Origin of the sequence: Formosa sp. L2A11 (assembly GCF_009796865.1) — a bacterium.
Taxonomy (GTDB): Bacteria; Bacteroidota; Bacteroidia; order Flavobacteriales; family Flavobacteriaceae; genus Formosa.
Genome location: NZ_CP047028.1, coordinates 1,472,086 through 1,499,050, shown reverse-complemented (window position 1 = coordinate 1,499,050; position 26,965 = coordinate 1,472,086). Strand labels below are relative to the sequence as shown.

The window sequence follows — 26,965 nt, the reverse complement described above, 5'->3', positions numbered from 1 at the left end:
ATACGCGTTATGGCTTCAAACTTTTACACTTTATAATATTAAACAAACATGAGTAAGTATACAGAGGACGACTTAAGGGAAGAATTAAAAACCAAAGAATACGAATATGGTTTTTATACTGATATTGAATCAGACACTTTTCCTATTGGTCTAAATGAAGACATAGTAAAAGCTATTTCCCTTAAAAAGGAAGAGCCAGTATGGATGACCGAATGGCGACTTGAGGCTTTTCGTGCATGGCAAGAGATGGAAGAACCGGATTGGGCTAATGTAAATTATGCTAAACCAGATTTTCAAGCTATAGCATACTATTCTGCACCAAAATCGGTAGACCCAAATAAAACGTTAGACGATGTAGATCCAGATTTACTAGCTATGTATAAAAAGCTAGGAATTTCTGTAGACGAACAGAAGAAAATGAATAATGTAGCAATGGATATTGTTGTAGATTCTGTTTCTGTGGCAACAACATTTAAAAAAACACTATCGGAAAAAGGCATAATATTCATGTCTATTTCTGAAGCGATAAAAGAACATCCTGAATTAGTTAAAAAATATTTAGGTACAATTGTTCCTCAAAAAGACAACTATTATGCAGCTTTAAACTCTGCAGTATTTAGTGATGGGTCATTCTGTTACATACCTAAAGGCGTACGTTGCCCAATGGAATTATCTACATATTTTAGAATTAACCAAGGAGGAACAGGACAGTTTGAGCGTACACTTCTTGTTGCAGACGAAGGTAGTTATGTAAGTTATCTAGAAGGATGCACAGCACCAAGTCGTGACGAAAATCAATTACACGCTGCTGTTGTAGAACTTATTGCAATGGATGATGCCGAAATAAAATATTCTACAGTACAAAACTGGTTCCCTGGTAATGCAGAAGGAAAAGGTGGAGTTTACAACTTTGTAACCAAACGTGGTTTATGCGAGAAAAACGCAAAAATCTCTTGGACACAAGTAGAAACAGGTAGTGCAGTAACATGGAAATACCCAAGTTGTATTTTAAAAGGAGACAATTCTGTTGGAGAATTTTATTCTATTGCAGTAACTAACAATTACCAACAAGCAGATACAGGAACTAAAATGATTCATTTAGGTAAGAATACTAAATCTACTATTATTAGTAAAGGTATTTCTGCTGGTAAATCTCAAAACTCATATAGAGGATTAGTTCAAATTGGTTCAAGAGCAGAAAATGCACGTAACTTCTCGCAATGCGACAGTTTACTTATGGGTAACGAATGTGGTGCACATACATTTCCTTACATAGAAGCAAAAAATAAAACAGCACAAATAGAACACGAAGCAACAACGAGTAAAATTGGTGAAGATCAAATTTTCTATTGTAACCAACGTGGTATAGATACAGAAAAAGCAATTGCATTAATTGTAAACGGTTTTAGTAAAGAAGTCCTTAATAAATTACCAATGGAATTTGCTGTAGAAGCTCAAAAATTATTGGAAATTAGCTTAGAAGGCTCTGTAGGATAATCTAACTAAAACAGCACAAAATGAAAAACACATTTATATTATTACTTTGCTTTACACTTTTTGTGAGTTGTAAAAGTGAAAATAAATCGGCCTCAGAAAGTAGTTCGACAGCTTTAAATCATGCTGTTCAAGTTATAACAGGAAATTTTGTGTATTATGCAGATGCAGCTGTTTTACAAACTAAAGATGACATTTATGGCGTTTTAATAAATGCCAAAATGCACGAATTAAACACTAAAGCAAAAGTGTTTAAAAAAGAAAGCACAGACATGATTCCTGTAGAAATTAAAGGCATCATAAAATCAAAACCGGAAGGTGTAGAAGGTTGGCCATTACAAATTGAAATAACAGATATAATAACTGTTAGCGAGCCTAAAGCACAAGATGAAAACACAATAAAAATTTAGAACATCAATAACTAAGATATAGAGTAATGTTAAAGATTAATAATTTACACGCAAGCGTAGAAGATAAAGCGATTTTAAAAGGGATTAACCTAGAAGTTAAAGCCGGAGAAGTACATGCTATTATGGGACCAAACGGTTCTGGTAAAAGTACATTATCTTCAGTAATTGCAGGGAAAGAAGAATATGAAGTAACCGAAGGTGAAATTTTCTTTGACGAGGAGAATATTGAAGAGTTATCTGCAGAAGAACGCGCACATAAAGGTATCTTTTTATCATTTCAATACCCTGTCGAGATTCCTGGTGTTTCTGTAACAAACTTCATAAAAACAGCCATTAACGAAACACGTAAAGCAAAAGGTTTACCTGATATGCCTGCTAAAGACATGTTGAAATTAATTCGCGAAAAAGCTGAATTATTAGAAATTGACAGAAAATTTTTATCACGTTCTCTTAACCAAGGATTTTCTGGAGGAGAAAAGAAACGTAACGAAATTTTTCAAATGGCAATGCTTGAACCAAAATTAGCTATTCTTGACGAAACAGATTCAGGATTAGATATCGATGCTTTACGTATTGTAGCTAGTGGTGTAAACAAGTTAAAAAGTAAAGATAACGCTGTAATTTTAATTACACACTATCAACGTTTATTAGACTATATCGTTCCAGATTTTGTACACGTACTATATAAAGGTCGTATTGTAAAATCGGGTGGTAAAGAATTAGCACACGAGTTAGAAGAAAAAGGTTACGACTGGATTAAAGAAGAAGTAGACGCATAGTCAGTTTTAAAATATGAACAATTAAGCAAACGATTATCTGCTTTCATTTCGTATTTCAACAAAAAAGATTTTAAAGGAAGCAAGTTTAAATAGAGTTATAAGTTTTGCACTTAAAACTCCAAACTTGAAACTATTAAGAAAATGGATTTAAAAGAAAAATTAGTGTCTTCGTTTATGGCATTCGAAAACAAAGTCGATGTCGATGCTCCATTGCATCAAATAAGAAACGAAGCCATAAAAATATTTGAAGCAGAAGGATTTCCTTCAAAAAAAGACGAAGCTTGGAAATACACATCACTAAATAGCATCTTAAAAGAAGACTATAGCGTGTTTCCTAAGCAGGAAAATGCTTTAGAATTTAGTGAGGCAAAGTCTTATATGTTGCATGAAATGGACACTTATAAAATTATTTTTATAGATGGAAAATATTCTTCACATTTATCTCAAACTACTCACGATGGTTTTGACATTTGCCTAATGTCTAGCGCTTTAAACAACCCAAAGTACCGTTTAGTTATTGAAAATTATTTCAATAAAGTAGCAGAAAAAGATGGTTTATCGTCTTTAAATACTGCATTCGCTACAGAAGGTGCTTATATACACATCAAGAAAAATAAATTGGTTAATAAACCAATTCAAATTATACATTTCTCTACAGGTTCTGAAGAAGCCGTAATGCTTCAACCAAGAAACTTAATTGTTGTAGACGAAAATAGCCACGTACAAATTATAGAGCGTCACCAAAGTTTAACAGACAATCCTGTATTAACCAATTCGGTAACAGAAATATTTGCTAACAAACGCGCTATTGTAGATTATTACAAACTACAAAACGATAACGAAAATGCTACACTTATAGACAATACGTTTGTAAACCAAAAGCAAGAAAGCCATTGTTTTGTACATACATTTTCTTTTGGAGGAAAATTAGTTAGAAATAACTTACACTTCTACCAAAACGGAGAACGTATAGATTCTACTTTAAACGGTGTCACTATTATTGGTAAGAAACAACATGTAGACCACAATACATTAGTACACCATATAGAACCAAATTGCGAAAGTCACCAAGATTACAAAGGTATTTTTGCAGATAAAAGTACAGGTGTATTTAACGGTAGAGTAATTGTAAATAAAGAAGCGCAGAAAACAAATGCCTTCCAGTCTAACAATAATATTTTGTTAAGCGACAAAGCAACAATTAACAGTAAACCGCAATTAGAAATTTTTGCAGACGATGTTAAATGTTCTCACGGTTGTACTATTGGCCAGTTAGACGAAAGTGCTATGTTTTACATGCGTTCTCGTGGTATTCCAGAAAAGGAAGCTAAAGCTTTACTTATGTATGCCTTTACTAACAACGTCTTAGAATCTGTTAAAATACCAGAAATTAAATCACGTATAACTAAAATTATTGCAGAGAAACTGGGTGTAAATCTAGGATTCGATCTTTAAAATTAGAAGCTAATTCCAGCTTTCGGCAGTCGCTTTTTTCTCGTTCCTCGAAAAAGAGCTCCAACAACTGCCTCTATCTGGGCTAAAAAAACAAACATGTTTAACGTTGAACACATAAGACAAGATTTTCCAATACTTAAGAGAGAAGTAAATGGCAAGCCCTTAGTGTATTTGGATAATGCAGCAACATCACAAACACCACAGCAGGTTACAGATGTTATTGTAGATTATTACAGTAATTACAACGCAAACATACATCGTGGCGTGCATACTTTAAGCCAAGAAGCAACAGATGCTTACGAGCAAGCGCGTATAAAAATTCAGAAACACTTTAATGCTAAGTTTTCTCACGAAATTATTTTTACTGCAGGAACAACTCATGGAATTAATTTAGTTGCAAACGGATTTACAACCTTATTAAAAAAAGGAGATGAAATTATAGTTTCTGAATTAGAACACCATAGTAATATTGTGCCTTGGCAGATGCTATGCGAACGTACTGAAGCAACTCTTAAAGTTATACCTATGAATACAGAAGGTGAGTTAATCATGTCTGAATACGACAAACTCCTTTCTGCTAATACCAAATTGGTTTTAGTTAATCACATCTCTAATGCTTTAGGAACTATAAATCCTATAGAATATATTATAAAGAAAGCACATGCAGTTGGAGCAGCTGTGTTGATAGACGGCGCACAATCGTGTCCGCATATTAAACCAGATGTACAGGCCTTAGATGTCGATTTTTATGTCACTTCTGCTCATAAAATGTGTGGTCCTACGGGAGAAGGCATGCTTTATGGAAAAGAAGAATGGTTAAATAAATTACCGCCTTATCAAGGTGGTGGTGAAATGATAGACAAAGTGACTTTTGAGAAAACAACTTATGCAGGTTTACCTCATAAATTTGAAGCCGGAACACCTAATATTTGTGGCGGAATTGCTTTTGGAGCAGCCATAGATTATATGAATGGAATTGGTTTTGATACCGTTGCCACATACGAACACCAACTTTTAGATTATGCAACAGAGCAACTTTCTGAAATTGAAGGCTTAATAATATATGGAACTTCTAAAAACAAAACATCTGTAATATCTTTTAACTTAGAAGGGATTCACCCATACGATGTTGGTACCATTCTAGATAAATTAGGAATTGCTGTAAGAACAGGCCACCATTGTGCACAACCTATTATGGACTTCTATAACATACCAGGAACTGTTAGAGCTTCTTTTGCTTTTTACAATACAAAAGAAGAGATTGATACTTTAGTAAAAGGTGTTAAAAAAGCTAAAATGATGTTATCTTAAATACAGGTAGACTTCTTTTTTTGTAATTTTCTAATATCAATTCATATACCATGAAACATTTTACAATCATAGTTACCATTATATTATGCACCGCTTGCGGTATTACTAAAAACAGTGCTGTAATTGCTCAAAACGATGTATTAATAGAATATAAAGCAGTCACTAGAGGCTATTTTTTAGAAATAAGAATAGAGAATCAAGAAATTCTAGTTAAAACAGAACAACATGGTCCGGATAAAATAGGAAGTATTTCTAAAGAAGAATGGAATATTTTAATGGACGATTTACATACTGTAGATTTAAAGACATTGCCTACGCTAGAAGCACCTTCAATGAAACGTGCACATGATGGAGCAGCTTCAGCAAGACTACAAATTACTGAAGACGATACGCTGTATAGCACCACAGAATTCGATCATGAAAATCCAAATACAAAAATTAAACCTTTAGTAGATTTTATTTTAACACTTTCTAAAAAGGTTAAATAACACACACAATTAGTAAATTTGATAAACATTTAAGCCGTGGCTATACAAGATATACAAGACGAAATTATTGACGAATTTTCAATGTTTGAAGATTGGGAAGAACGTTATCAATACATGATCGATTTAGGAAAAACATTACCACTAATCGATGCAGAATATAAAACAGACGACAATCTAATTAATGGTTGCCAGAGTAAAGTTTGGGTACATGCAGAGATGAAAGATAATTCGGTAATTTTCACAGCCGATAGTGATGCCATCATTACAAAAGGTATTATTGCTATTTTAATCCGTTCATTTTCAAATCAACATCCAAAAGACATACTAGATGCTAATACCGATTTTATAGATAAAATCGGTTTAAAAGAACATTTATCACCAACGCGTGCTAATGGTTTAGTAAGTATGATTAAACAATTAAAAATGTATGCAATAGCATACCAAACACAACTGAGTTAAATGAGCAAAGAACTTGATACAGCCGAATTAGGCGAAAAAATAGTAAAGGTATTGAAAACCATTTTCGATCCTGAAATCCCAGTAGACATTTACGAATTAGGATTAATTTACGATGTATTTGTAAATGAAGACTCTGAAGTAAAAATACTAATGACATTAACAACCCCTAATTGTCCTGTAGCAGAAACTTTACCTCTAGAAGTAGAAGAAAAAGTAAAGTCTTTAGACATGGTTAAAGATGCAGAAGTAGAAATCACTTTCGATCCGCCATGGAGTCAAGACTTAATGAGTGAAGAAGCTAAGTTAGAATTGGGTATGCTTTAATATATGGCAGAAGACATTATAAATAGGGTTACTAATAGTAAACTTAAAGTTATAGATCTTGAGGATTATTATCCGTCTGGAGCTAGAATTTTAATAGATATTAAAGATTGGCTTTTAGAAGGTTTGGTGCTTCGTGAAACGGATTTTAGAGCCCAAGTTGCAGCGCATAATTGGGAGCAATACCAAAATGCATATGTAGCTCTAACCTGTAGTACCGACGCTATAGTACCCTCTTGGGCTTATATGTTAATTACATTTGAGCTTGAACCATATTCTAAAAGAACAATATTAGGCGACTTAAACCAATTAGAAACTGCAATTTATCAAGATATCATTTCTAATTTAGATCTTTCTGACTATAAAGATGCCCCTGTTATAATAAAAGGGTGTTCAAAAAAACCAGTTCCAGAAAGCGCTTATATAATGATTTCCAACAAATTAAAACCGTTTGCGCGATCTATAATGTTTGGTGAAGCCTGTTCAAGTGTGCCGTTATACAAAAGAAAATAAGATTTTACTTTTATTTTGAAAATCTAGGTTATAAGTTTGCAACTTAAATTATGAAAATAATAAAATTATGAAAAGAATTTTAACAATTTGCCTTTTATTGATCGCTACAGTATCTTTTTCTCAAACTAAAGAAGAATTACAGAGTCTGAAAAGTGTTAAACAAGATTCAATAAATGCACTTCAATCTGAGGTAGACGCATTACAATCACAAATTGATACTTTTCCAGGATGGCATTATGGTGCTTTTGGAACTATTGGAGCTAACTTATCAGGATTCGACAACTGGTATGCACAAGAAACTCCAAACAATTCTGCAGGTAACATTACAATAACTGTAAACCCTTATGCAAAATTAAACAGAGATACTTTTTTCTGGTACACTAACGCTAACATTAATCTTAGTTGGGTAAAATTTGATGATAAAGATGATCCTACAGATGATGATGACTACAGCCAAGCAACAGACGTATTTACTATAACATCTCTTTATGGTTATAAACTAAATAGCAAACTAGCTGTTTCTGGTTTAGCAGAATACAGAACAACACTTTTAAACAACTTTAACGATCCTGGATACTTAGACTTAGGTGTTGGTATTACTTGGACACCAATTTCAGAATTAGTAGTGGTTGCTCACCCATTAAACTACAACTTTGTATTTAGTAGTGGTAGTTCAGACTACGAATCTTCTTTAGGTGCAAAAATTGTTGCAGACTACACTAAATCTTTTGGTAAATTAAACGTGAAGTCTAATTTATCTTTATTCCAATCTTATGAAGACTCTAATTATTCAAACTGGACTTGGACAAACGGATTGTCTTACACTGTTTGGAAAGGAATCGGACTTGGTTTTGAATTTGGATTAAGAGGAAACAGACAAGAAGCATATAACTATGCTATTACAGAAGGAGAAACAACTACATTAGGAGATGTAGATAATGATTTACAATCTTACTGGACATTTGGTCTTAGCTACGGTTTCTAATCTAAAACAAAATATTTATTTCAAAAAAGGGCTTCAATTAATATTGAAGCCCTTTTTATTTTTTATAATGTTATACTTTTCTCGACAGTCACTTTTACAGATTTACTTATTGGTGTATTACTTTTAATAGCATATTCATCTATTGGAATTAACGGGTTTGTTTCCGGATAATAAGCCGCTAAATTTCCTGCAGGGATATTATAAGGAATCACTAAAAACTGAAACACTTTTCGTTCCTTGCCTTTATAATTACTCATCAGGTTTACAACATCAAACTTTTTATAGTCATATTTCACCATATCTGTTTCATTCATAAACAAAACACGTCTTTCATTATGCACGCCTCTATAGCGATCGTTTAAACCATAAATAGTAGTATTAAATTGATCGTGAGAACGAATACTCATTAATAAAAATTCATCTGTTTTTAAATCGTGAATAGGTAATTTAGTTACTGTAAACTGGGCTTTCTTATTTGGCAGATGACTAAAATCTAAATCACGTACATTATTTGGCAAATAGTAACCTCTACCCTTCGATTTTGTATTTACATCTTCAAAACCTTTTAAAATTTGAGCCATTTTATCTCGAAGTAATTCATAATCTGTACTTATCGATTTCCAATCTACAGCATGATTTCCTTTAAAATAAGCATCTGCAATACCTCCAATAATATCTGGTTCGCTTTTTATATCTTCAGAAATGGGATGTAAAAATCCTTTAGATTGATGTACGACTCCCATACTATTCTCTACAGTAAAATGACGTTGTTTTCCACCACTAAAATCTTGATCAGATCGTCCTAAGGTTGGTAAAATTAAAGCTGTTTTTCCTGTTATACAATGACTTCTATTTAGCTTTGTACTAATCTGTACAGTTAAATCGCAATTTTGCATCGCTTGAGCCGTATATTCAGTGTCTGATGCTGCAGAAACAAAATTACCTCCTAATGCAAGGAAAATCTTTGCTTCCTTATTATACATGGCTTGAATGCCTTTAACAACATCATACCCCATAACTTCCGGCGGATTAAAACCAAAAGTTGTTCTTATAGCATTGTTTAACGATTTAGAAATATAATGCATAATACCAACAGTACGATCTCCTTGTACATTACTATGCCCACGTACAGGACAAGTTCCTGCACCTTCTTTTCCTAGACTCCCTTTTAACAATAGTAGATTAACACATTCTTTTATGTTTTCTACACCGTTTTTATGTTGTGTTAGTCCCATTGCCCAACAAATAATAATTTTATCAGACTTAGCGAGTAATTTAACAACGCTATCTATAGCATTATTATCAACACCACATAAATCTAATAACTCAGCTTCAGAATGAGTTTCTAATTCAGCAAGTACAGCCTCGTAACCTTCTGTATATTTTTCTATAAATTGATGATCGAAAACACTTTGATCTATAGCGTCTAGTTTAGTTAATCGGATTTGAATTAACTTTAATAACGCTACATCCTGATTAATTCTAACTTGTAAATGATAATCTGCTAATTTATGCCCGTTACCAATAATTCCTGAAACTTCTTGCGGATTCTTAAAACGGACTAAACCAGCTTCTGCTAACGGATTTACACTCACTACATGTCCGCCATTTGCTTTACATTTCTCTAAAGCAGATAACATTCGTGGATGGTTCGTTCCTGGATTCTGACCTATAACCATAACGACTTCTGCTTTATCAAAATCTTCTAACTTCACAGAGCCTTTTCCTATTCCTAATGTTTCAGAAAGTCCGACACCACTAGATTCGTGACACATATTAGAACAATCTGGCATATTATTAGTTCCAAAAGCTCTAGCGAATAAGCCGTATAAAAAAGCAGCTTCGTTACTTGATCGTCCAGAAGTATAAAAAATAGCTTCGTTGGGAGATTCTAATTCATATAAATGTTCTGCAACAACTTTAAAAGCATCTTCCCAGCTAATAGGTTCGTAATAGATAGATCCTGGTTTTAAAAGCATAGGCTGCGTAAGACGACCACTTTTTCCTATTTTATAATCTGTCCATGACGAAATTTCTTCAATAGAATACGTTTTAAAAAAATTAGCATCAACTTCTTTATTTGTTGCTTCTTCAGATAACGCTTTTGCTCCATTTTCGCAATATTCTCCTAACTTAGAACGTTTAGCTGGATCTGGCCAAGCACAACCTGGACAATCAAACCCGTCAATCTGATTCATATGAGATAACGTTTTAAAAGACCTCACGACACCCATTTCTTTAAACACATGGCCTAAAGCGACTTTAACAGCGGTTAATCCTGCCGCATGATCTTCGGCTTCCTTTAATTCTATTCCTGTGAATGCGTTGGAACCTTCCGTTTTAACGTTCCTCTGATTTAGTTTTGACATATAACTATTAATTCTTTTCTACTGACAAGTTAAATAAAATTATTTATTGGGCTTAAAAATTATAAAATGAGCTTAAAAATTGGCATAAAAAAAATGCGCTAAATAGCGCATTCTTTTTATTCTTCTTCACTTAAATCCAGATCCTCATAATCTGGATATAAAAATTTATTATAAGGAAAACGTGTCACGTGAATTTCTCTCACTTCATCATAAACCCGTTTTTTAAAATCTTCTAAGTTTTCTTTATTTAAAGCTGAAATAAACAATGCATTTTCACCTAATTTATTCATCCAAGTGCGTTTCCATTCATCTATAGAATAGTGTGTAGAATTTCTAACTTCTTGTAAATCGGTTTCATCAAAAGGTTCTGCTTTATAAGCATCAATTTTATTAAAAACCATTATTGTAGGCTTATCTGCGCCTTGAATTTCTCCTAAAATCTTTTCTACAGAAGCAATATGATCTTCAAAATTAGGATGCGAAATATCTACAACATGTAATAACAAATCTGCTTCGCGAACTTCATCTAAAGTACTCTTAAACGAGTCGACCAACTGTGTAGGTAACTTTCTAATAAACCCAACAGTATCACTTAATAAAAACGGTAAATTATGAATTACGACTTTACGTACTGTGGTATCTAAAGTTGCAAACAATTTATTTTCTGCAAACACATCACTCTTACTAATAACATTCATTAATGTCGATTTCCCAACATTTGTATACCCTACTAAAGCCACACGCACCATCGATCCGCGATTACCACGCTGTACAGACATTTGCTTGTCTATGGTTTTAATTTTGGCTTTTAATAATGCAATACGTTCTCTTACAATACGTCTATCTGTTTCGATCTCGGTTTCCCCAGGTCCACGCATTCCAATCCCCCCTTTTTGGCGTTCAAGGTGCGTCCACATTCCTCTTAAACGTGGTAATAAATATTCGCATTGTGCTAATTCTACTTGTGTTCTTGCATAACTTGTTTGTGCGCGTTGTGCAAAAATATCTAGAATTAGATTCGTTCTATCTAGAACTTTACAATTTAATATTTTACTTATATTTCGTTCTTGAGCAGAAGATAATTCATCATCAAAAATTGCTGTCCCAATATCGTTATCTTCAATAAATTGCTGAACATCTGCCATTTTTCCTGTCCCGATAAAGGTTTTAGGATTTGGCACTTCCATTTTTTGGGTAAAACGCTTTACCACTTCTCCACCTGCAGTAAAGGTTAAAAACTCTAATTCGTCTAAATATTCTTTAGACTTCACTTCGTCTTGTTCTTTAGTGATGACACCTATTAATACTGCCCGTTCTAAGTTTATATCCTTTTTTTCTAGCATAAATTAATTTAAAACACAAAGTTACGCAATTGTAGGCTGATTAATTTTTATATTTTTAAGATTCATTTTTACTTTTTGAAGCCTTATATTGCCATAGAAATTTACACGATTACATGAAAACTATTGCCTTTTTTAATTTAGAAAATTTATTCGACATCACCAACGATCCAGATACATTCGACAATGATTTCTTATCGACATCTGATAAGCGCTGGAACTTAAAACGATACGAAAATAAATTGTATAAATTAGGGTTTGCAATATCGAATATTGGCAAGAAAGAAACAGAAACACATCCTGCAATTGTAGGTGTTGCAGAGGTTGAAAATGCTAAAGTGATTCAGGATTTATTAGATTCTGAACATTTAAAAGAGATTCCTTATGGCTTTGTACATTACGATTCTCCTGACGAACGCGGTATTGATGTGGCTTTTATTTACGATAAAACACAATTTACAGTTACAGATTCTGCACCATATTCTATTACTTTAACAGACGCTAATGGAAGCGCCGATTATACCAGAGATATTTTACGTGTTTCAGGTGTTTTTGATGGTGAACCTATGCATTTTTTAATAAATCACTGGCCTTCTAAAAATGAAGAATCTAACGAACCAAAACGTATGGAGGTTTCTAAAAAAGCAACCGAAATTATTGAAGCACTTAAAGCTAAAGATACAAATGTAAAGATTATTGTTATGGGAGATTTTAACGATAATTCTGCTAGCGAAAGTGTACAAGCTATGGTAAATAATAATTCGCTTTTTAATCCCATGGAAAGTTTAACCTCTTACGATCGTGGTAGTATTAATTACAGATTTAAATGGGATGTATTCGATCAGTTCATGTTGACTCACAATTTTCTAGATCACAAACCGGGCACTCATAATTTTGATAATGCCGATATTTTTGATGCCGATTTTTTAAAACAATACAAAGGGAAATATAAAGGACAACCCTTTAGAACGTATGTTGGTAAAAAATATAAAGGCGGTTATAGCGACCATTTCCCTGTATATTTATTATTGCGAGATGTTCCAGAAGTTGTGTAATTTATTTCTCGGTTAATATTCTAAAATCGTCTAATTGGTAAGAACCATCTAAAGCTTCATTAGTTCCTGAACCTGTAACTTTAAATGCCACATAAAGCGTTCCTGTGTATTCAGATATATTTACTAATCCAGAATCTTTAAACGCATACCACTCATCGTATTTTGTAGAAACTTTTGCATCTATTTTTGTCCAATTAGCATTAAGTACATCTACACCATTAAAATCTGTAGACACTAAAACGTCTATTGTATTTTTTACAGATATTACATGATGTTGTCCCATTTTATAATTAAGAAATACGTTCTCATATTCGTCCTTATTTACACCTGGAGAAATTAACCAAGCAACGTTAGAGGTATCATTTGCTCCGAAAGTGCCAAATTCTGCATAGCCATTTTTGCTATAAATTTGTTCGGTCCAAAGTACTTGTCCACGTTCAGAGAAATTTATCCATCCTTCTGTATCTAGAGTTTCATCATCTACAGCATCATTAAAAGTCTCTTCGTAAATTACTGTAAAATCATCTGCATTTAATGGTGTACAACGCGAATCTGCGAATTCAACATCTTTGGTATCGTTTAATACTAATACAAAATCATCGCCTCCATAACTTTTAGAAATTATACCTTTTATAGTTCCATTCTCTGTTGGTAAAATTTCATTTTTAAATGAAGAAAACGAGCTTGTTTCTAAAATAAATTCCTCGTAGCTAAAGCCTTCACAACGTTGCATTTTTCGTTGTGTATCAAAATCGTCTATGGCATTAAAATAAGATTGCCCTTGTAAATTATCTGGAAACTCTACATTATTTATGGAAACATACATGCCTATATAATTGTCATTAATATCTGAAAAATTTAATTCTAGAGGTACAATATCTAATGTTTCTGAAGATCGAAACACGTGTGTTTTAATCTGGTTTTCGGTTAATAATCCAACGCGACTACCATCTTCTGCTCCACCAATAGCCAAAACTTCAGATGCTGTTTCGCCTAAATATAAATCTTGTAAAGACACATACACTTCTCTACCTAAGTTAAACTGATTATAAGAATCTACCTGATTTAAAACGATATTAATCGCAGCTGTTGGATTACTTGGAGAATCTTGAAGATAAATCTCCTTATAAAAATTCCCTGTTTTATCTGTAGATGTTACATATCCCTTAACCACACTATGAGATGCAAATTGCACAACTTCCCCTTCTATAAATTGCGTTTTTAAAGCGGCTATAGAAATCTCTGTAATCGTTCCATTTTCTAGGCCTTCAAGTATAATATTCAGTGCTTTATTTTCGGTTTCATTTAAATGCGATGGTACAGAAAAATCGTCGTCTTGAACACAAGACATCAATACAACTAAAAGTAAAACACTTAAAACTCGATATTTATTTCTTATCCTTTTCATCATTCAAAATTTTAATATTTACTAAAACCTAATATTCACATTTGCAAAATACGTTGCACCACGTCCGTACCAATATTTAGGCCCAAACACACGAATTGGGTTTTCATTATCGGCTTTCAACTCTCTGTAATTAGCATTTCTACCTTGTTCAAATCCGCCAGTTTTATAAAGGTTATCTAATAAATTATTAACGCTTACAAATAAGCCGAGATAGTATTTATCGATCTTCCAAGACTTGCCTCCTATTAAATTCACCACTAAATAATCGTCGAATTGCTCTTGTTTTAAAAGTTGTTTTGCAATACTTTCATCGTAATCGTAAAAAGGTAAACCGTCATCATCTAAATAAAAATTTGATGTTCTTGTAAGCGGGCTCACATCTACATAGGTATTAGTCATGTAATTTATAGTTGCACCAAACCACCAATAATCGGGATCGCTATATTCAAATCCGAAAGAAAATGCAGATTGTGGTCCGCCAGCTACTTTATAATTTTTAAGATTAGACGCTCCAAAATTTATAGACCCATCTTCGGTAACGAAACTGGACGATGTGAGATATAAATTAGGGTTGTTATTATACGTGTATTGTCCAGAAGAGGCCGCTGCTTTTAACTTAAAAGCTGATGTTAATTTTGCTTCTATTCCGAACTCTAAACCAAAATGAAGTGTATTTACATTATAGAGTACTTCCTGTACAAAAGCAGATGTTTCGTTAAACTCGATTCCTGCAGATGTAAGTCCGTCGGCATAATAAAAACCAATTTCGTTACCTCCTCTTTTATCAATATAAAATCCCGTTAACTTAGACGTTATCATTCGAGATCTGTAAATATAATTTACATCTAAAGCCATTGTATGCGCTTCTGAAATCCCTTTCACAACATTATTATTCTCTCTAGGATTAGAAAATGAGTTTTGAAGATTAGGTGCTTCAGTAAGATATGCCGCATGAATATCTAGAACATGTTTTGCAGAAAATTTATATGTTAAACCGCCTTTAATACCATAACCAAGAAAACTTAAGGCCTCACTTTTTCCTAAAGAATTTGTTTTAAAAGCTTCATTTTGAAATAATCCGTCTCTTTGATAATTAGTATGGTTTGCATTAATAGATAAAAAGTAATCTATAGTTTTATATTTAAACTGTGCTTGTGCAAAACCAGAAATAACATTGGCATGCATGGTATAGTTATACTTAATCTTTCCGCCTTTGCCAACTAGACTATTTGGATTTTGTAAGTCGTATTGCCAACCATCAAAAGCATCTACATTTAAGTAATTCGAAGCACCTAAAAGATCTTTTATTTCTGCAAAATTATTTGAAGTTAATGCTGAATAGTTCAGTGAACCACTAAATAAAATATGATCGTTAAACGCTGTATTTAAAATAGAATTTATAGTGATTTGATTATCATCTATACGATCTTCATACAACACAAAAGCAGCTTCTATACCTTGATTGGCATTGGTTGCATTAGCATCGTACATACGGTTCCAATCTAACTGTCCATTATTAATAAATTCTTGTTCGGCGAGATATGCATTGGTATAATCTGGACCTGAAGCATCTGCTAAATAATAACTTGGTAATTTCTGATAATATGCGGCACTAGGATTTCCGCCACCAGGATAATCTAAACGGCTGTGACCTTGCCTCCCGAAAGTATAACTAATATTTGTTTGCAGTTCTGTTACCGAACTTAAATCCCAATAATGATTAAGCATTAAAATGGGCTGTGCAACATCTTTAACTCTAGAATTTCTCTTTTCGCCATCCTGACTGCCCCAATATTCGTTGTATTTAATGTCTCTTAAATTGAAAACTTCTTGTGTATTAGGAGACGATTTACCCCGTCTGTTAGGCGTATAAAATCCAGTAAAATTTAAACTTTGTGTTTTACTTAATTTCTTTTCAGCAGAAACAAAAAAGGAATTAGCATCGTAAAACGTGGCATCTTGGTATCCTTCTTCTCCCCAACGCCTGCCAATTGAAATGGCATACGCCCAACCATTCTTAACCAAACCAGAAGCATAACTGGCCATTAATCTATTAGAATAACTTCTATTGGAAGATGTATAAGTAACCCGACCACCTTCTCGATATTTTGAAGCGCGAGTATTCATATTGGTAGTTCCTAAAACACCCCCAAAACTAAGTGTAGAAGCTGCTAAACCATAACTAAATTCCTGATTTCGTAGCACATCATTTATACCTCCCCAATTACTCCACTGCATTCTCCCGTTATACATCGAGTTCATTTCTATACCATTTATTAAAAGTTTGCCTTCACTAGAATCTAAACCTCGAATTTTAAAGAACGAACTACTAAACTCGAATGCGGCAGTACGCTGAAAGACATCTTTGGACGCTTGTAATAAACCTGAAATATTATCGGCTGCACTTGTATCGTCATTTAACTCATCATCTGTTAAAACTATAGTAAATGCATCTTGGCTTAAAGTGACATCTAATTGTAAAAACATATCGTCTATTTGCAGTGGAACTCCATTATTTATAATAATTGGATACCGTTTGTTTACATAACTCGGTTTAGATAGTTTAAGAATGTAATCTCCGAAAACATTTATTTTGTTTAATTGAAACCGACCTAAACTATCTGTTTCAGTAGAATAATTAGTACCTTCTATTTGAATTAAAACATGACTAAGCGGATGCAAAGATATAGCATCTTTAACACTTCCAGAGATGGATTGACTCTGAGCCAAAACACATTGAAAAGAAGAAATAAAACAGGAACATGCTAGAATAAAATTTTTCATAGAGTTGACTTAAAACCTATTACTTTCTATCTATCAATTACTTAAGGAGTTATAATTTATACCTTTTATTAATAAAAACCTATATTTAGGTATATTTTTTTATTTATGAAATCTAATTTTAAACCTATTTATCTCATAATATGCCTAGTGTATTCTACATTATTATGTGCACAAGACAAGGAATTTACAATACGCACTATAGCCTTTTATAATCTTGAAAACTTATTTGATGTTGAAAATAATCCGATAACTTTTGATGAAAGTAGTCCGATTATGGAATTAGCAGAAAACCGTGGAGACGTATATGCCATGAAAGTAAAAAACATGGCAACCGTTATTTCTAAAATTGGCTTTGAAACCACTAATAATGCGCCTGTAATTTTAGGTGTTTCGGAAGTTGAAAACCATAATGTTTTGGAAGATCTTATAAACAATGAGTTACTTATTAAATATGATTACGGCATTGTACACTTCGATTCTCCAGACAGACGTGGTATTGATGTTGGTTTACTATACCAAAAAAAGTATTTTACACCAACAGCTACATCTAGTTATGTGCTACACTTAAAAGATGAAATTACTGGCAAGCGAATTTATACTCGAGACCAATTAGTCGTTAGCGGACTTTTAGAGCACGATTTAATTCATTTAATAGTAAACCATTGGCCTTCTAGACGTGGTGGAGAAACAAAAAGCAACTCGAAACGTGTTGCAGCTGCTAAACTGAATAAACATATTATAGACTCGTTACAAACTATAAATCCTTATGCCAAAATAATTAGCATGGGAGATTTTAATGACGATCCAACCAACGAAAGCTTTAAAACGGTATTAAAGACTAAAAAGAATATACGTAAAGTAGCATTAAAGGGCATTTATAACCCCATGGAACAACTTTACAACAATGGGTTTGGTACAACTGCATATCGAGACAAATGGAGCCTTTTCGATCAAATTTTAGTAACTAAACCTTTATTAGAACCAAATTTTAGTTCGTACCGATTTTATAAAGCGGGTATTTTTAACGCACAGTTTTTAATTACAAAAACGGGAACTTACAAAGGGTATCCATTTAGAAGTTTTGGATATGAAGGTTTCACAAATGGTTATAGCGATCATTTCCCTGTCTATATTTATGTTATAAGAGCAAAAAAATAAATATAAAAAAAGCGACTAAACAGCCGCTTATAATTTATAATCCTAACCATATACTCCATGGAATTCTTGAAAACAAGAGTACTAATCCAATTGTATAAAATATAGAAATGGTTTTAAATTTTGCGTGAGACGATAATTTCGCTTTATGTTTAGAATAGCCCATTGTAATAAATACAAGTGCTATAATATTAATAACCGGATGTTCTATTAAATACAATCTACTCATAGGATCTTTCATAATTCCTCCCATACCTAACTCACTAAACAATGCCATTCTAGGAGATACTACATATAGAATAAGACCTACTAATAACTGAATATGAGATACAATTATAGTAAATAAAGCCAATCTAAAATCTTTAGGACCATATTCCTTCTTACTAGCATATTTAATAATACTATTTACTGTTGCAATAATTAATACGGCAAGTACTAAAAATGCCCAATAGGAATGTAAATTTCTAATTACATTATACATGATAATATTTTTAATTTAATTAGCGACAAATGTAAACAATTATACCGCATAAAAAAACCATGTATTTCTACATGGTTTTATATTTAATTTAATGCTAAAAATTATTGTCTAACCCAAGCACCGTCTGTTTTAATCATAGCCGCATTTTCAGTGGTATTTGTACCATTGTATATGTCGTATGTTAATAAATATTTTTGACCATCTTCAGCAGTTGGATCATTATTGTCTAATAAAATGGCCATTGCTGTTGCAAGCATGTCTTCTGGAATATCAGTACCAGTAACATCGAAAGTATCATCACTCCAATAAGCAGAATTACCTTCTCTTCTATCAAAGTTTTGGTAATATCCCATACTATCCGCAGGTCCTTCAAAACCTGGTTCAGAAATTAATTGTGCTCCCATGTAAATATAATCTGCAGATACTAAAGTATAAGTAATAGTATTATCTGGAACCCAAGTTGTACCATCATGACCAAATTGTAACGTTGAAGAAATAACAGATGAAATTGCTATCCAAGATGTACCATCAAATGTATAAGGAATTAAATTTGTTTCATAATCACCACTTGAATATAACTCATACATGGTTACAACACCATCTCCTGCCGCAGCATAAGGATATAATGTTTTTAAGTATATAGAAATATTATATTCTGCAACATCTTCGCTAGAGAAGTTAGCATAACCTTGATCCATTGCGTTATAATCTTCAGTAGTAAACTGAGTAATCATTTCCCAAGAATCTAATAAGATAAAGCTATTTGTTACTTCTGTTGTAGAACCTGAAGCATAGTATAAGTAAGTTAATTCAACTAAATCACCTCTTACAGCATCTGGATACTTGTACATAAGTAAAGTTGTCATATCTCCTGCACTATCGAAGTTTCCGAAACTAAATCCTAATGTATCGTAATCGTCTTCTGTTACTGTGTAAGCAGTTGTAGATTTGATACTATTAGATTTATACAAATCGTAAGTTACAAATGCTGAAGATCCTTTTCCCCAAATTGGGTAAGTGTCTGATAAAAATCCAGGAATTAATTCTTTTGCTTGGTCATCTGAATCGAATGTACCATAAGTTAACCCTAAATCGTCATAATCGTCACTTACTAAAGTATAATCTACACTTCCAACAATTGGAGTATCAACACTATCTAAGTCACTATAAATATCATCTAGCGGGTCACAACTTGTTAACATTGCACCTACTGCTACTAATAAAAATACTAATTTTTTCATTTTATTTTTTTTTAAAAGTTAAGCTTAGCTCCAATACTAAATGTTCTACCTGCACCATAATAAACAAGAGCTGTATTTGATGAAGAACCTGCACCGTCATTAGCATCAGACACGTATTCTACATTAAAAATATTGTTCATTCTTCCTAATAAACGTACATCGAATGGTCCCATATCAAAATTATGAGATAAACCTAAATCGAATAAACCGTAAGCAGGAACTTTCCATGCATCTGAAGCACCTTCTATACCTCTATCACTAGGGTCAAAAGCAGCATATAAATTATCGTAGTAGTTAAAGTCTAACATTAAAGTAGTGCTTTCCATGATGTTGTAGTTTGCACCTAAAGCAAAAGTTGTTTGAGCAGCATCACCTACGTGTAAATCTTCAATGTATAAATCTACAGTATCAATTAAGTCTTGTTCTTCGTCATAGATTTCAACACCTTCTAAATTATTATCCCATCTCCAGTCTCCTAAAGACATCATACCTGTAAGTCGTAATTTATCTGTTGGTCTGTATGTGAAATCAACTTCAATACCTTGGTGAATAGCATTTACTCCTAAAAGGTTAGCAGTAGAGCTTGTTCCGTCTGGTTGATTGAACGTATACGTTTCTGTTCTATCATCCCAAGTTGTTCTGTATAAGTTAATGTTAGCAGTTAATTTTTGAGATCTGTAACCATAACCTACTTCCATACTAAAGATTTTTTGATTTTCAGCATCTGGATTAATGTTTTCGTTATCGTAACCAATAAATACACCATCAAAACCAGCAGCTTTTTCGAAGTAACCAATGTTAGCAAACACATTGTGGTTGTCTGTTAAGTTGTAGTTTGCACCCCCTTTAGCCATGTAACCAAAAAAGTCGTACCAGTCTGTTTCTTGATCTGGATCGCTATCTAAATAGTTAAAGTAATCGATACGCTTGTAAGATGTATTAGATCCTGATATAGAAACGAAAGCAGAAAGATCGTCTTTAGAGTATTCTACTTGTCCGAAAACTCCTAACCAGTTTACTAAACCATCATTGTAGTAAGACCATTTGTCTCCAACTTTGTAAGTTGCATTAGGGTTGTTTACATCTGCATCATCTGCATAAAATTGACCTCCTAATAAGTCTGTAACTTCAGAAAAGTGAATTCCTTTGTAAGTTCTTAAGTCTAAACCTCCAATTACTACGAAATCTTCTCCAATTTCAGTATCAAGAGTAGATAATAAACCGTACCAGTTGTGGTCGTTACGAGAAGCTCTTAAAATAGTTTCAGAACCATAAGCTCCTTGAGCTTCGTTTTCGTCTACAATTTTATCAAAATCTATAGGACCATATAATCCAGTTCTGTAATCACTAACTCCATCAGATCCAAGACCAAATTTGTTAGTTCCAGAGTAACCTCCTCCACCACCAGATCCGAATGATGCATATAATACAGTAGATAAAGTTGTTTTATCTGATATATTCCAATAGTGATTTAAAGATATTTGTGGTTTGTGGTAGAAGTTATCTTCTTGGTGAGTTACCTGACCATTTTTATAACCCCAGTCTGCGTTAAAACGTTTTCCACTATCTGTTGCTCTATATGTAGAGATTAATTGTCTGTTTTGTCTTTGTCCGTGACGTTGAGTCGCTCCAAAAGCAGTAAAAGATAATTTATGATCTTCACCAATTTGTTTAGACACGTTTAAGAAATAAGATACTGCTTTAAATTCTGTACCATCTACATAACCATTACCATCTGTTTTGTAAGCAGAAACAGTTGCAGCAAAACCATTATCCATTAACCCAGTAGAGTATGTTGCTCCAAATTTTAAGTATCCATCGTTAGCGACAGAAGTACCTATAGAACCACCTTCTTCAATATCTGTTGTTTTAGATATAATGTTAATAGTACCACCAATTGAAGGTACAGCTACTTTAGAAGCACCTAAACCACGTTGTACTTGCATAGAACTTGTAACGTCAGAAAGACCTGCCCAGTTACTCCAGTATACAGCACCGTTTTCCATGTCGTTTACAGGAACACCGTTAATCATTACTGCTACGTTGTCTGATTCGAATCCTCTTAAGTTAATACGACCATCACCAAAACCACCACCGGACTTAGTTGCGTAAACTCCAGGAGTAGATTTTAAAATTTCAGGAAATTCTTGAGTTCCTAATTTTAATTCAATCTCTTCTGATCTAATTGTAGATACTGCAACAGGAGTTTTTCTGTCTACTGCTACAGAAGCAATAATTTGAACTTCATCTAAACCAAATTCGCTAGATTCTAATTTAATTTTACCTAAGTCTACATTTCCTGAAACAGGAACTTCTTTAGATAAATAACCGATGTAAGAAATAACTATTACAGCATCTGTTTTAGTTGTCTGTAATGAAAAATTTCCATCGAAATCACTTGAAACACCATTTTTTGTTCCTTTTTCCACGATGTTAACACCAGGTAAAGGCAAGTTGGAATCAGGATCTACTGTAGTTCCTGTAACAATACTTTGTGCAAAAGACACGGTGCTAAAGACCATAATAATTGCAAAAAATAAGTTTTTTGTAACGTTCTTCATTTTTGTTATTTGAGATTAATTTTACATCTGCAAAAATAGACCTATTTACTAATCTATTATTACGTAAATGTTAAGATTTTTAACAGAACGCAATGTACTGATAATCTAACAAATAAAAAAAACGAAGAACTTTTAGAGTAAATATTGCGTCTTTACAATTTATTGACGCTCTTTTTTATAATAATTTAAAAGATTAAGAGTTGAACTGTCATGTTCGTAATTTTCAGTACTATCAAACTCTTTTAAAATTTTATTTGCAAGTTGTTTTCCTAGCTCTACACCCCACTGATCGTAGCTAAAAATGTTCCAAATCACTCCTTGAACGAAGATTTTATGCTCGTACATGGCTATTAATTTCCCTAAACTTGCAGGAGTAAGCTTCTTAATAAAGATTGTATTTGTAGGTTTATTCCCTTCAAAAACTTTAAATGGTAATAATTTAGATTGTTCTGCTTCAGATAAATTTTGAGAAGCCATTTCTGCTAAAACCTCTTCTTTAGTCTTTCCATGAAGAAGCGCTTCGGGTTGCGCTAAGAAATTAGACATTAATTTATCTTGATGATCTGCATTACCATATAATGGTTCTATATATCCAATAAAATCTGCTGGAATTAATTTTGTTCCTTGATGTATTAATTGAAAAAATGCATGTTGAGAATTTGTTCCTGGCTCTCCCCATATTAAAGTTCCTGTTTGGTAATTTACACGATCTCCATTTCTATCTACACTTTTACCATTACTTTCCATAATACCTTGTTGAAGATATGTAGCAAATTGTGTTAGGTATTGGCTATATCCTATTACAGCTTCACTTTCAGATTTAAAGAAATTATTATACCAAACGCTTAATAAAGCTAAGACAACAGGTATATTTTTATCGAATTCTGTAGTTCTAAAATGCTCGTCCATATCGTGAGCACCTTCTAATAAACTTTCAAAGTTTTTATAACCTACAGCTAAACTAATAGTTAAACCAACCGCACTCCATAAAGAGAAACGACCACCAACCCAGTTCCACATAGGAAAGATATTTGCTTCGTTAATTCCGAATGCTTTTACTTTCTCGATATTAGTAGATACAGCCACGAAATGACTTGCTACAGCTTCTTGATTGGCATGTTCTAAAAACCAAGTACGTAATGTATTTGCGTTAGATAACGTTTCTTGAGTTGTAAATGTTTTAGATACAATTACAAATAAAGTTGTTTCTGGATCTAAAACTTTAATAACTTCATTTACATGGTCTCCATCTACATTACTTACAAAATGCGTAGTTAATTGGTTTTTATAATACTGTAAAGACTCTACAACCATAGCAGGACCAAGATCAGAACCTCCAATACCAATATTTACAACATCTGTAAAGGCTTTTCCTGTAAATCCTTTTAATTCTCCATTTACTACCTTATTAGTAAAGGTTTCAATTTCTGCTTTAACACGATATATTTCTGGCATTACATTTTCACCATCTACCATAACTTTAGCAGATTTAGGCGCTCTTAATGCCGTATGTAATACAGCTCGTCCTTCTGTTTCGTTAATAACATCTCCAGAAAAATAACTTTTCATAGCATCTTTCAGCTTCACCTCATCTGCTAATGCTAGCAAATGCTTCATGGTCTCTTCTGTAATTCTATTCTTTGAAAAATCTACAAAAAAGTCTTCCCATATAATGGTGTTTTTACTTGCGCGATCTGGGTCGTTAGCAAATAAATCTTTCATGTGTGTATCTTGAACATCTTCAAAATGTTTTTGAAGATTTTTCCAAGCTTTGGTTGTTGTTGGGTTAATTGTTGGTAATGCCATAATTAATATGCTTGTGTTATTAAATTTTGTTCTTCTTCTAGTTTGTTTCCTTCTAATAAAGGAATTGCATCCATCTGAATTTTGATAGGTTTAATATACTGTAAATAATTGTCTTTTAAGTCTTCAGAAATCGGTTCGGCCGCTGGTAATTTTTGCTTAAACGGATCTACTTGCACGCCATTTTTCCAGAAACGGTAACACACATGCGGTCCGGTTGTATGTCCTGTCATACCAACCCAGCCTATAACATCTCCTTGTTTCACAAAATCGCCAACTTTAACTTTTCGTTTTTGCATATGAAGGTATTGTGTTTCGTAAACTTTATTATGACGAATTTTTACATAATTTCCATTTCCTCCGGTATAACTAGATTTAGTTACGACTCCATTTGCGGTAGCTACAATTGGGGTTCCAATACTAGCAGCAAAGTCTGTTCCTTTATGTGCGCGCACTCTGTTACCATACAATGCAAGTTTTCTATTTAAATTAAAACGAGACGAAATACGCTTATACTCTACTGGAGCTTTTAAAAATGCACGTCGTAATGTTTTAGCTTCTTCGTTATAAAAATCTACAGTACCATTAACGGTATCTGTTTCATATTCAAAAGCATAAAAAGGCTCTGTATTGTGCAGAAAATAAGCTGCTTTTATTTTTTCTATTCCGGCATAAATAGTGTCGTCTATATATTTATCTGTATAAATAACTTTAAAACGATCTCCTTTTTGAAGTCTTGTAAAATCTATAGTCCAAGCATAAATGTCAGACATTTTATATGCTAAAATTAAACTTAAACCATCGTCTGCTAATGTCTGAGAAATATTACTCTTAATAATTCCAGAGTATTCCTTTTCTACGTATTTAATAGGTTTTCTGCTTGTATAAGCATGAATGGAATCTTGGAAGTTCACCACAACATATTCTTCTTTGTTTGGCTGATAAATGAAACACTTAGGTGTTTCTAAAGAATCTTTGGCACAAAGTAAAGTGTAAGGCTTTCCTATTTGAATTTTTCTAATATCGAAACTATCTCTAGTTTTTTCTGCAATTTTATAAATTTTAGAAAACCCAATATTATTACGTTCTAAAATCTGACCGAAACTATCTCCAGATTTAACAGTATCACGTTTTACAATAAAGTCGTTTAAATTAAAACCAAATTCATAAACATCAGGTTCTGCTATATTTTCCGCTATAGCTAAATCTGTTTCTAATTCTTGTTTAGGTTTATCTTTACAACTTGTTAACCCTAGTGAAACTGCAAAAATAATTGCACACCCCTTCACCAATCTTCTCATTCTTGTTTGGTCCATAAATCTGGAAAAATATTTTTCTTTTAATTTGATTTTTTTTTTGAATTGAGCCTTACTACTCTTCAAAATTCAGGCTAAACCTAATGTCCTTTTAAACACAATATTTAATAACCTATATTGTTCTTTTCTTCCTTAAACAATAGCAAAAATATTGGACAAAGATTATGCCTATTTTATAATTTCGCTAAATTAATAAATTCATCATGGTTATAGTCCCCAAAAAATGTTAATATACAGACCAAGCACATGATTTAAGCACTTTACCACCATCTATTTAAAGTTGCGTCTAAAAAGAACACATCTAGCAGCTATATTTAGCCTAACGTTAAATTATTTTATTCAGGAAGTCTTTGTTTTTTTGAATTTAGAAATCAAAAAAAGTGTTTCTAATTATGGTTTTGCTATAATCTTAAACGGATGAATGAGACCTTTAAAAGCCGTTAAATCTGCACGTAAAGACCCAACAGCTAAATCTGCTTTTACTCGTAATGGTAATTTATTTTCATCGTTAGACACCCAAAGTGTCAAGCTTTCTTCTTCTTTAAACACACGACCTGCCATTACATAGGGCCTAAATTTTAAAGATGCAATATTACCAAACTCGGTTTCTATAATTTCTTCTCCCAAATACTTTAACCTGAAAGGATAGTTTTCTTCATCGAAAAACATATTTACACTTATCTCGTCATTCTTTTTAAGACTTTTAATATCGAGTTTATTTCGTAAATAATAGAATGTAGATACCATATCCTGAACATCAGACTTTGTGTTTATGGTTTTACGTGTATTCTTTTTTTTATTGTGTACAAAGGCTTTATTCTGAGATTTATCGAACTCTATTTCTATATTTTTAGTGTGCCCACCCTCGTCTATCTTTCTAACAAACTTATACGGAGAATTATCTTTTTTATCAATGTAGGTTTCATAGCGATCTTCAACCTTAAAAAACCATTTTATAGCACCAGTAGTCCAACCTTTTCCAATTATATGATATACAGGCGTACCTTTATAATAATTATCTTTTACTTCTATAGTGGTATAACCAGCCTTAAAAAAACCACTATAACTCATTTCAAATTTAAACCATTCTCCCGCATCAAAAGCACTTTTGTTCTGCGCCTTAAGATTAAGCGTAGTACTACTAATTAGAAATAAAATGATATAAAATTTTTTCATATTTGTTTTCTTAATTGCAACTAAAGGTTCTGCTGTTTTAGTTGTTCTTGAACCATCTAAT

The 26,965-nt window shown here is 32.8% G+C and carries 22 protein-coding genes; 12 read left to right on the top strand and 10 right to left on the bottom strand.

What is annotated here, in order from left to right:
• Nucleotides 1-48: 48 nt before the first annotated feature.
• The 10 genes from sufB (at nt 49) to GQR95_RS06465 (ending at nt 8,215) form a co-directional block, all read left to right on the top strand.
• Nucleotides 49-1,497, top strand: a complete 1,449-nt coding sequence (gene sufB / locus GQR95_RS06510; RefSeq protein ID WP_159022401.1) for a Fe-S cluster assembly protein SufB — start codon at nt 49-51, stop codon at nt 1,495-1,497.
• Nucleotides 1,498-1,517: 20 nt separating this feature from the next.
• Nucleotides 1,518-1,904, top strand: a complete 387-nt coding sequence (locus GQR95_RS06505; RefSeq protein WP_159022400.1) for a hypothetical protein — start codon at nt 1,518-1,520, stop codon at nt 1,902-1,904.
• Nucleotides 1,905-1,930: 26 nt separating this feature from the next.
• The gene (gene sufC / locus GQR95_RS06500; protein ID WP_159022399.1) at nt 1,931-2,683 is read left to right on the top strand and encodes a Fe-S cluster assembly ATPase SufC; all 753 of its coding nucleotides are present in this window, start codon (nt 1,931-1,933) and stop codon (nt 2,681-2,683) included.
• A gap of 141 nt (nt 2,684-2,824) precedes the next feature.
• Entirely contained in the window at nt 2,825-4,138 is a 1,314-nt protein-coding gene (sufD, locus tag GQR95_RS06495) for a Fe-S cluster assembly protein SufD (RefSeq protein WP_159022398.1), read from the top strand.
• A gap of 96 nt (nt 4,139-4,234) precedes the next feature.
• On the top strand, nt 4,235-5,449 hold the full coding sequence (locus GQR95_RS06490; RefSeq protein ID WP_159022397.1) for an aminotransferase class V-fold PLP-dependent enzyme: 1,215 nt from the start codon (nt 4,235-4,237) through the stop codon (nt 5,447-5,449).
• A gap of 50 nt (nt 5,450-5,499) precedes the next feature.
• The gene (locus GQR95_RS06485; RefSeq protein ID WP_159022396.1) at nt 5,500-5,937 is read left to right on the top strand and encodes a hypothetical protein; all 438 of its coding nucleotides are present in this window, start codon (nt 5,500-5,502) and stop codon (nt 5,935-5,937) included.
• 36 nt (nt 5,938-5,973) lie between these two features.
• Nucleotides 5,974-6,396 carry a SufE family protein gene (locus GQR95_RS06480; protein WP_159022395.1) on the top strand — a complete coding sequence of 141 codons (423 nt, stop codon included), beginning with the start codon at nt 5,974-5,976 and terminating at the stop codon, nt 6,394-6,396.
• Nucleotides 6,397-6,720, top strand: coding sequence for a DUF59 domain-containing protein (locus tag GQR95_RS06475; protein ID WP_159022394.1), 324 nt, complete (start codon nt 6,397-6,399; stop codon nt 6,718-6,720).
• Nucleotides 6,721-6,723: 3 nt separating this feature from the next.
• Nucleotides 6,724-7,230: a DUF2480 family protein gene (locus tag GQR95_RS06470; protein ID WP_159022393.1), complete on the top strand. Its 507-nt coding sequence runs from the start codon at nt 6,724-6,726 to the stop codon at nt 7,228-7,230.
• 67 nt (nt 7,231-7,297) lie between these two features.
• A complete protein-coding gene (locus GQR95_RS06465; RefSeq protein WP_159022392.1) occupies nt 7,298-8,215 on the top strand; it encodes a DUF3078 domain-containing protein in 918 nt (305 codons plus the stop codon).
• Nucleotides 8,216-8,277: 62 nt separating this feature from the next.
• Here the strand turns inward: GQR95_RS06465 and GQR95_RS06460 are convergent, their stop codons facing one another.
• Both GQR95_RS06460 and hflX read right to left on the bottom strand, forming a co-directional pair.
• Nucleotides 8,278-10,584 (bottom strand): FdhF/YdeP family oxidoreductase, encoded by a 2,307-nt coding sequence (locus GQR95_RS06460; RefSeq protein ID WP_159022391.1) that lies wholly within the window; start codon nt 10,582-10,584, stop codon nt 8,278-8,280.
• A 116-nt stretch (nt 10,585-10,700) separates the two neighbouring features.
• Complete coding sequence (gene hflX, locus GQR95_RS06455) at nt 10,701-11,927, bottom strand: GTPase HflX (protein ID WP_159022390.1); 1,227 nt, start codon at nt 11,925-11,927, stop codon at nt 10,701-10,703.
• A gap of 113 nt (nt 11,928-12,040) precedes the next feature.
• Between hflX and GQR95_RS06450 the strand changes: the two genes are divergently transcribed.
• The gene (locus GQR95_RS06450) at nt 12,041-12,979 is read left to right on the top strand and encodes an endonuclease (RefSeq protein WP_159022389.1); all 939 of its coding nucleotides are present in this window, start codon (nt 12,041-12,043) and stop codon (nt 12,977-12,979) included.
• 1 nt (nt 12,980) lies between these two features.
• On the opposite strand, the gene GQR95_RS06445 is transcribed toward GQR95_RS06450, so the two are convergent.
• Both GQR95_RS06445 and GQR95_RS06440 read right to left on the bottom strand, forming a co-directional pair.
• Nucleotides 12,981-14,387, bottom strand: coding sequence for a DUF5689 domain-containing protein (locus GQR95_RS06445; RefSeq protein ID WP_159022388.1), 1,407 nt, complete (start codon nt 14,385-14,387; stop codon nt 12,981-12,983).
• Between the two features lie 21 nt (nt 14,388-14,408).
• Nucleotides 14,409-17,171, bottom strand: a complete 2,763-nt coding sequence (locus GQR95_RS06440; RefSeq protein ID WP_159022387.1) for a carboxypeptidase regulatory-like domain-containing protein — start codon at nt 17,169-17,171, stop codon at nt 14,409-14,411.
• A 147-nt stretch (nt 17,172-17,318) separates the two neighbouring features.
• Between GQR95_RS06440 and GQR95_RS06435 the strand changes: the two genes are divergently transcribed.
• Nucleotides 17,319-18,329, top strand: a complete 1,011-nt coding sequence (locus GQR95_RS06435; RefSeq protein ID WP_370514536.1) for an endonuclease/exonuclease/phosphatase family protein — start codon at nt 17,319-17,321, stop codon at nt 18,327-18,329.
• Nucleotides 18,330-18,363: 34 nt separating this feature from the next.
• Here GQR95_RS06435 and GQR95_RS06430 read toward each other — a convergent pair whose 3' ends face one another.
• The 6 genes from GQR95_RS06430 to GQR95_RS06405 form a co-directional block, all read right to left on the bottom strand.
• Entirely contained in the window at nt 18,364-18,807 is a 444-nt protein-coding gene (locus tag GQR95_RS06430; RefSeq protein WP_159022385.1) for a hypothetical protein, read from the bottom strand.
• 101 nt (nt 18,808-18,908) lie between these two features.
• Nucleotides 18,909-20,048, bottom strand: a complete 1,140-nt coding sequence (locus GQR95_RS06425; RefSeq protein ID WP_159022384.1) for a hypothetical protein — start codon at nt 20,046-20,048, stop codon at nt 18,909-18,911.
• 11 nt (nt 20,049-20,059) lie between these two features.
• Nucleotides 20,060-22,609 carry a TonB-dependent receptor domain-containing protein gene (locus GQR95_RS06420; RefSeq protein ID WP_159022383.1) on the bottom strand — a complete coding sequence of 850 codons (2,550 nt, stop codon included), beginning with the start codon at nt 22,607-22,609 and terminating at the stop codon, nt 20,060-20,062.
• 159 nt (nt 22,610-22,768) lie between these two features.
• Nucleotides 22,769-24,415: a glucose-6-phosphate isomerase gene (gene pgi, locus GQR95_RS06415; RefSeq protein WP_159022382.1), complete on the bottom strand. Its 1,647-nt coding sequence runs from the start codon at nt 24,413-24,415 to the stop codon at nt 22,769-22,771.
• Between the two features lie 2 nt (nt 24,416-24,417).
• A complete protein-coding gene (locus GQR95_RS06410; RefSeq protein ID WP_159022381.1) occupies nt 24,418-25,728 on the bottom strand; it encodes a peptidoglycan DD-metalloendopeptidase family protein in 1,311 nt (436 codons plus the stop codon).
• A 390-nt stretch (nt 25,729-26,118) separates the two neighbouring features.
• Nucleotides 26,119-26,904 carry a DUF3108 domain-containing protein gene (locus tag GQR95_RS06405; RefSeq protein ID WP_159022380.1) on the bottom strand — a complete coding sequence of 262 codons (786 nt, stop codon included), beginning with the start codon at nt 26,902-26,904 and terminating at the stop codon, nt 26,119-26,121.
• Between the last annotated feature and the right edge of the window lie 61 nt (nt 26,905-26,965).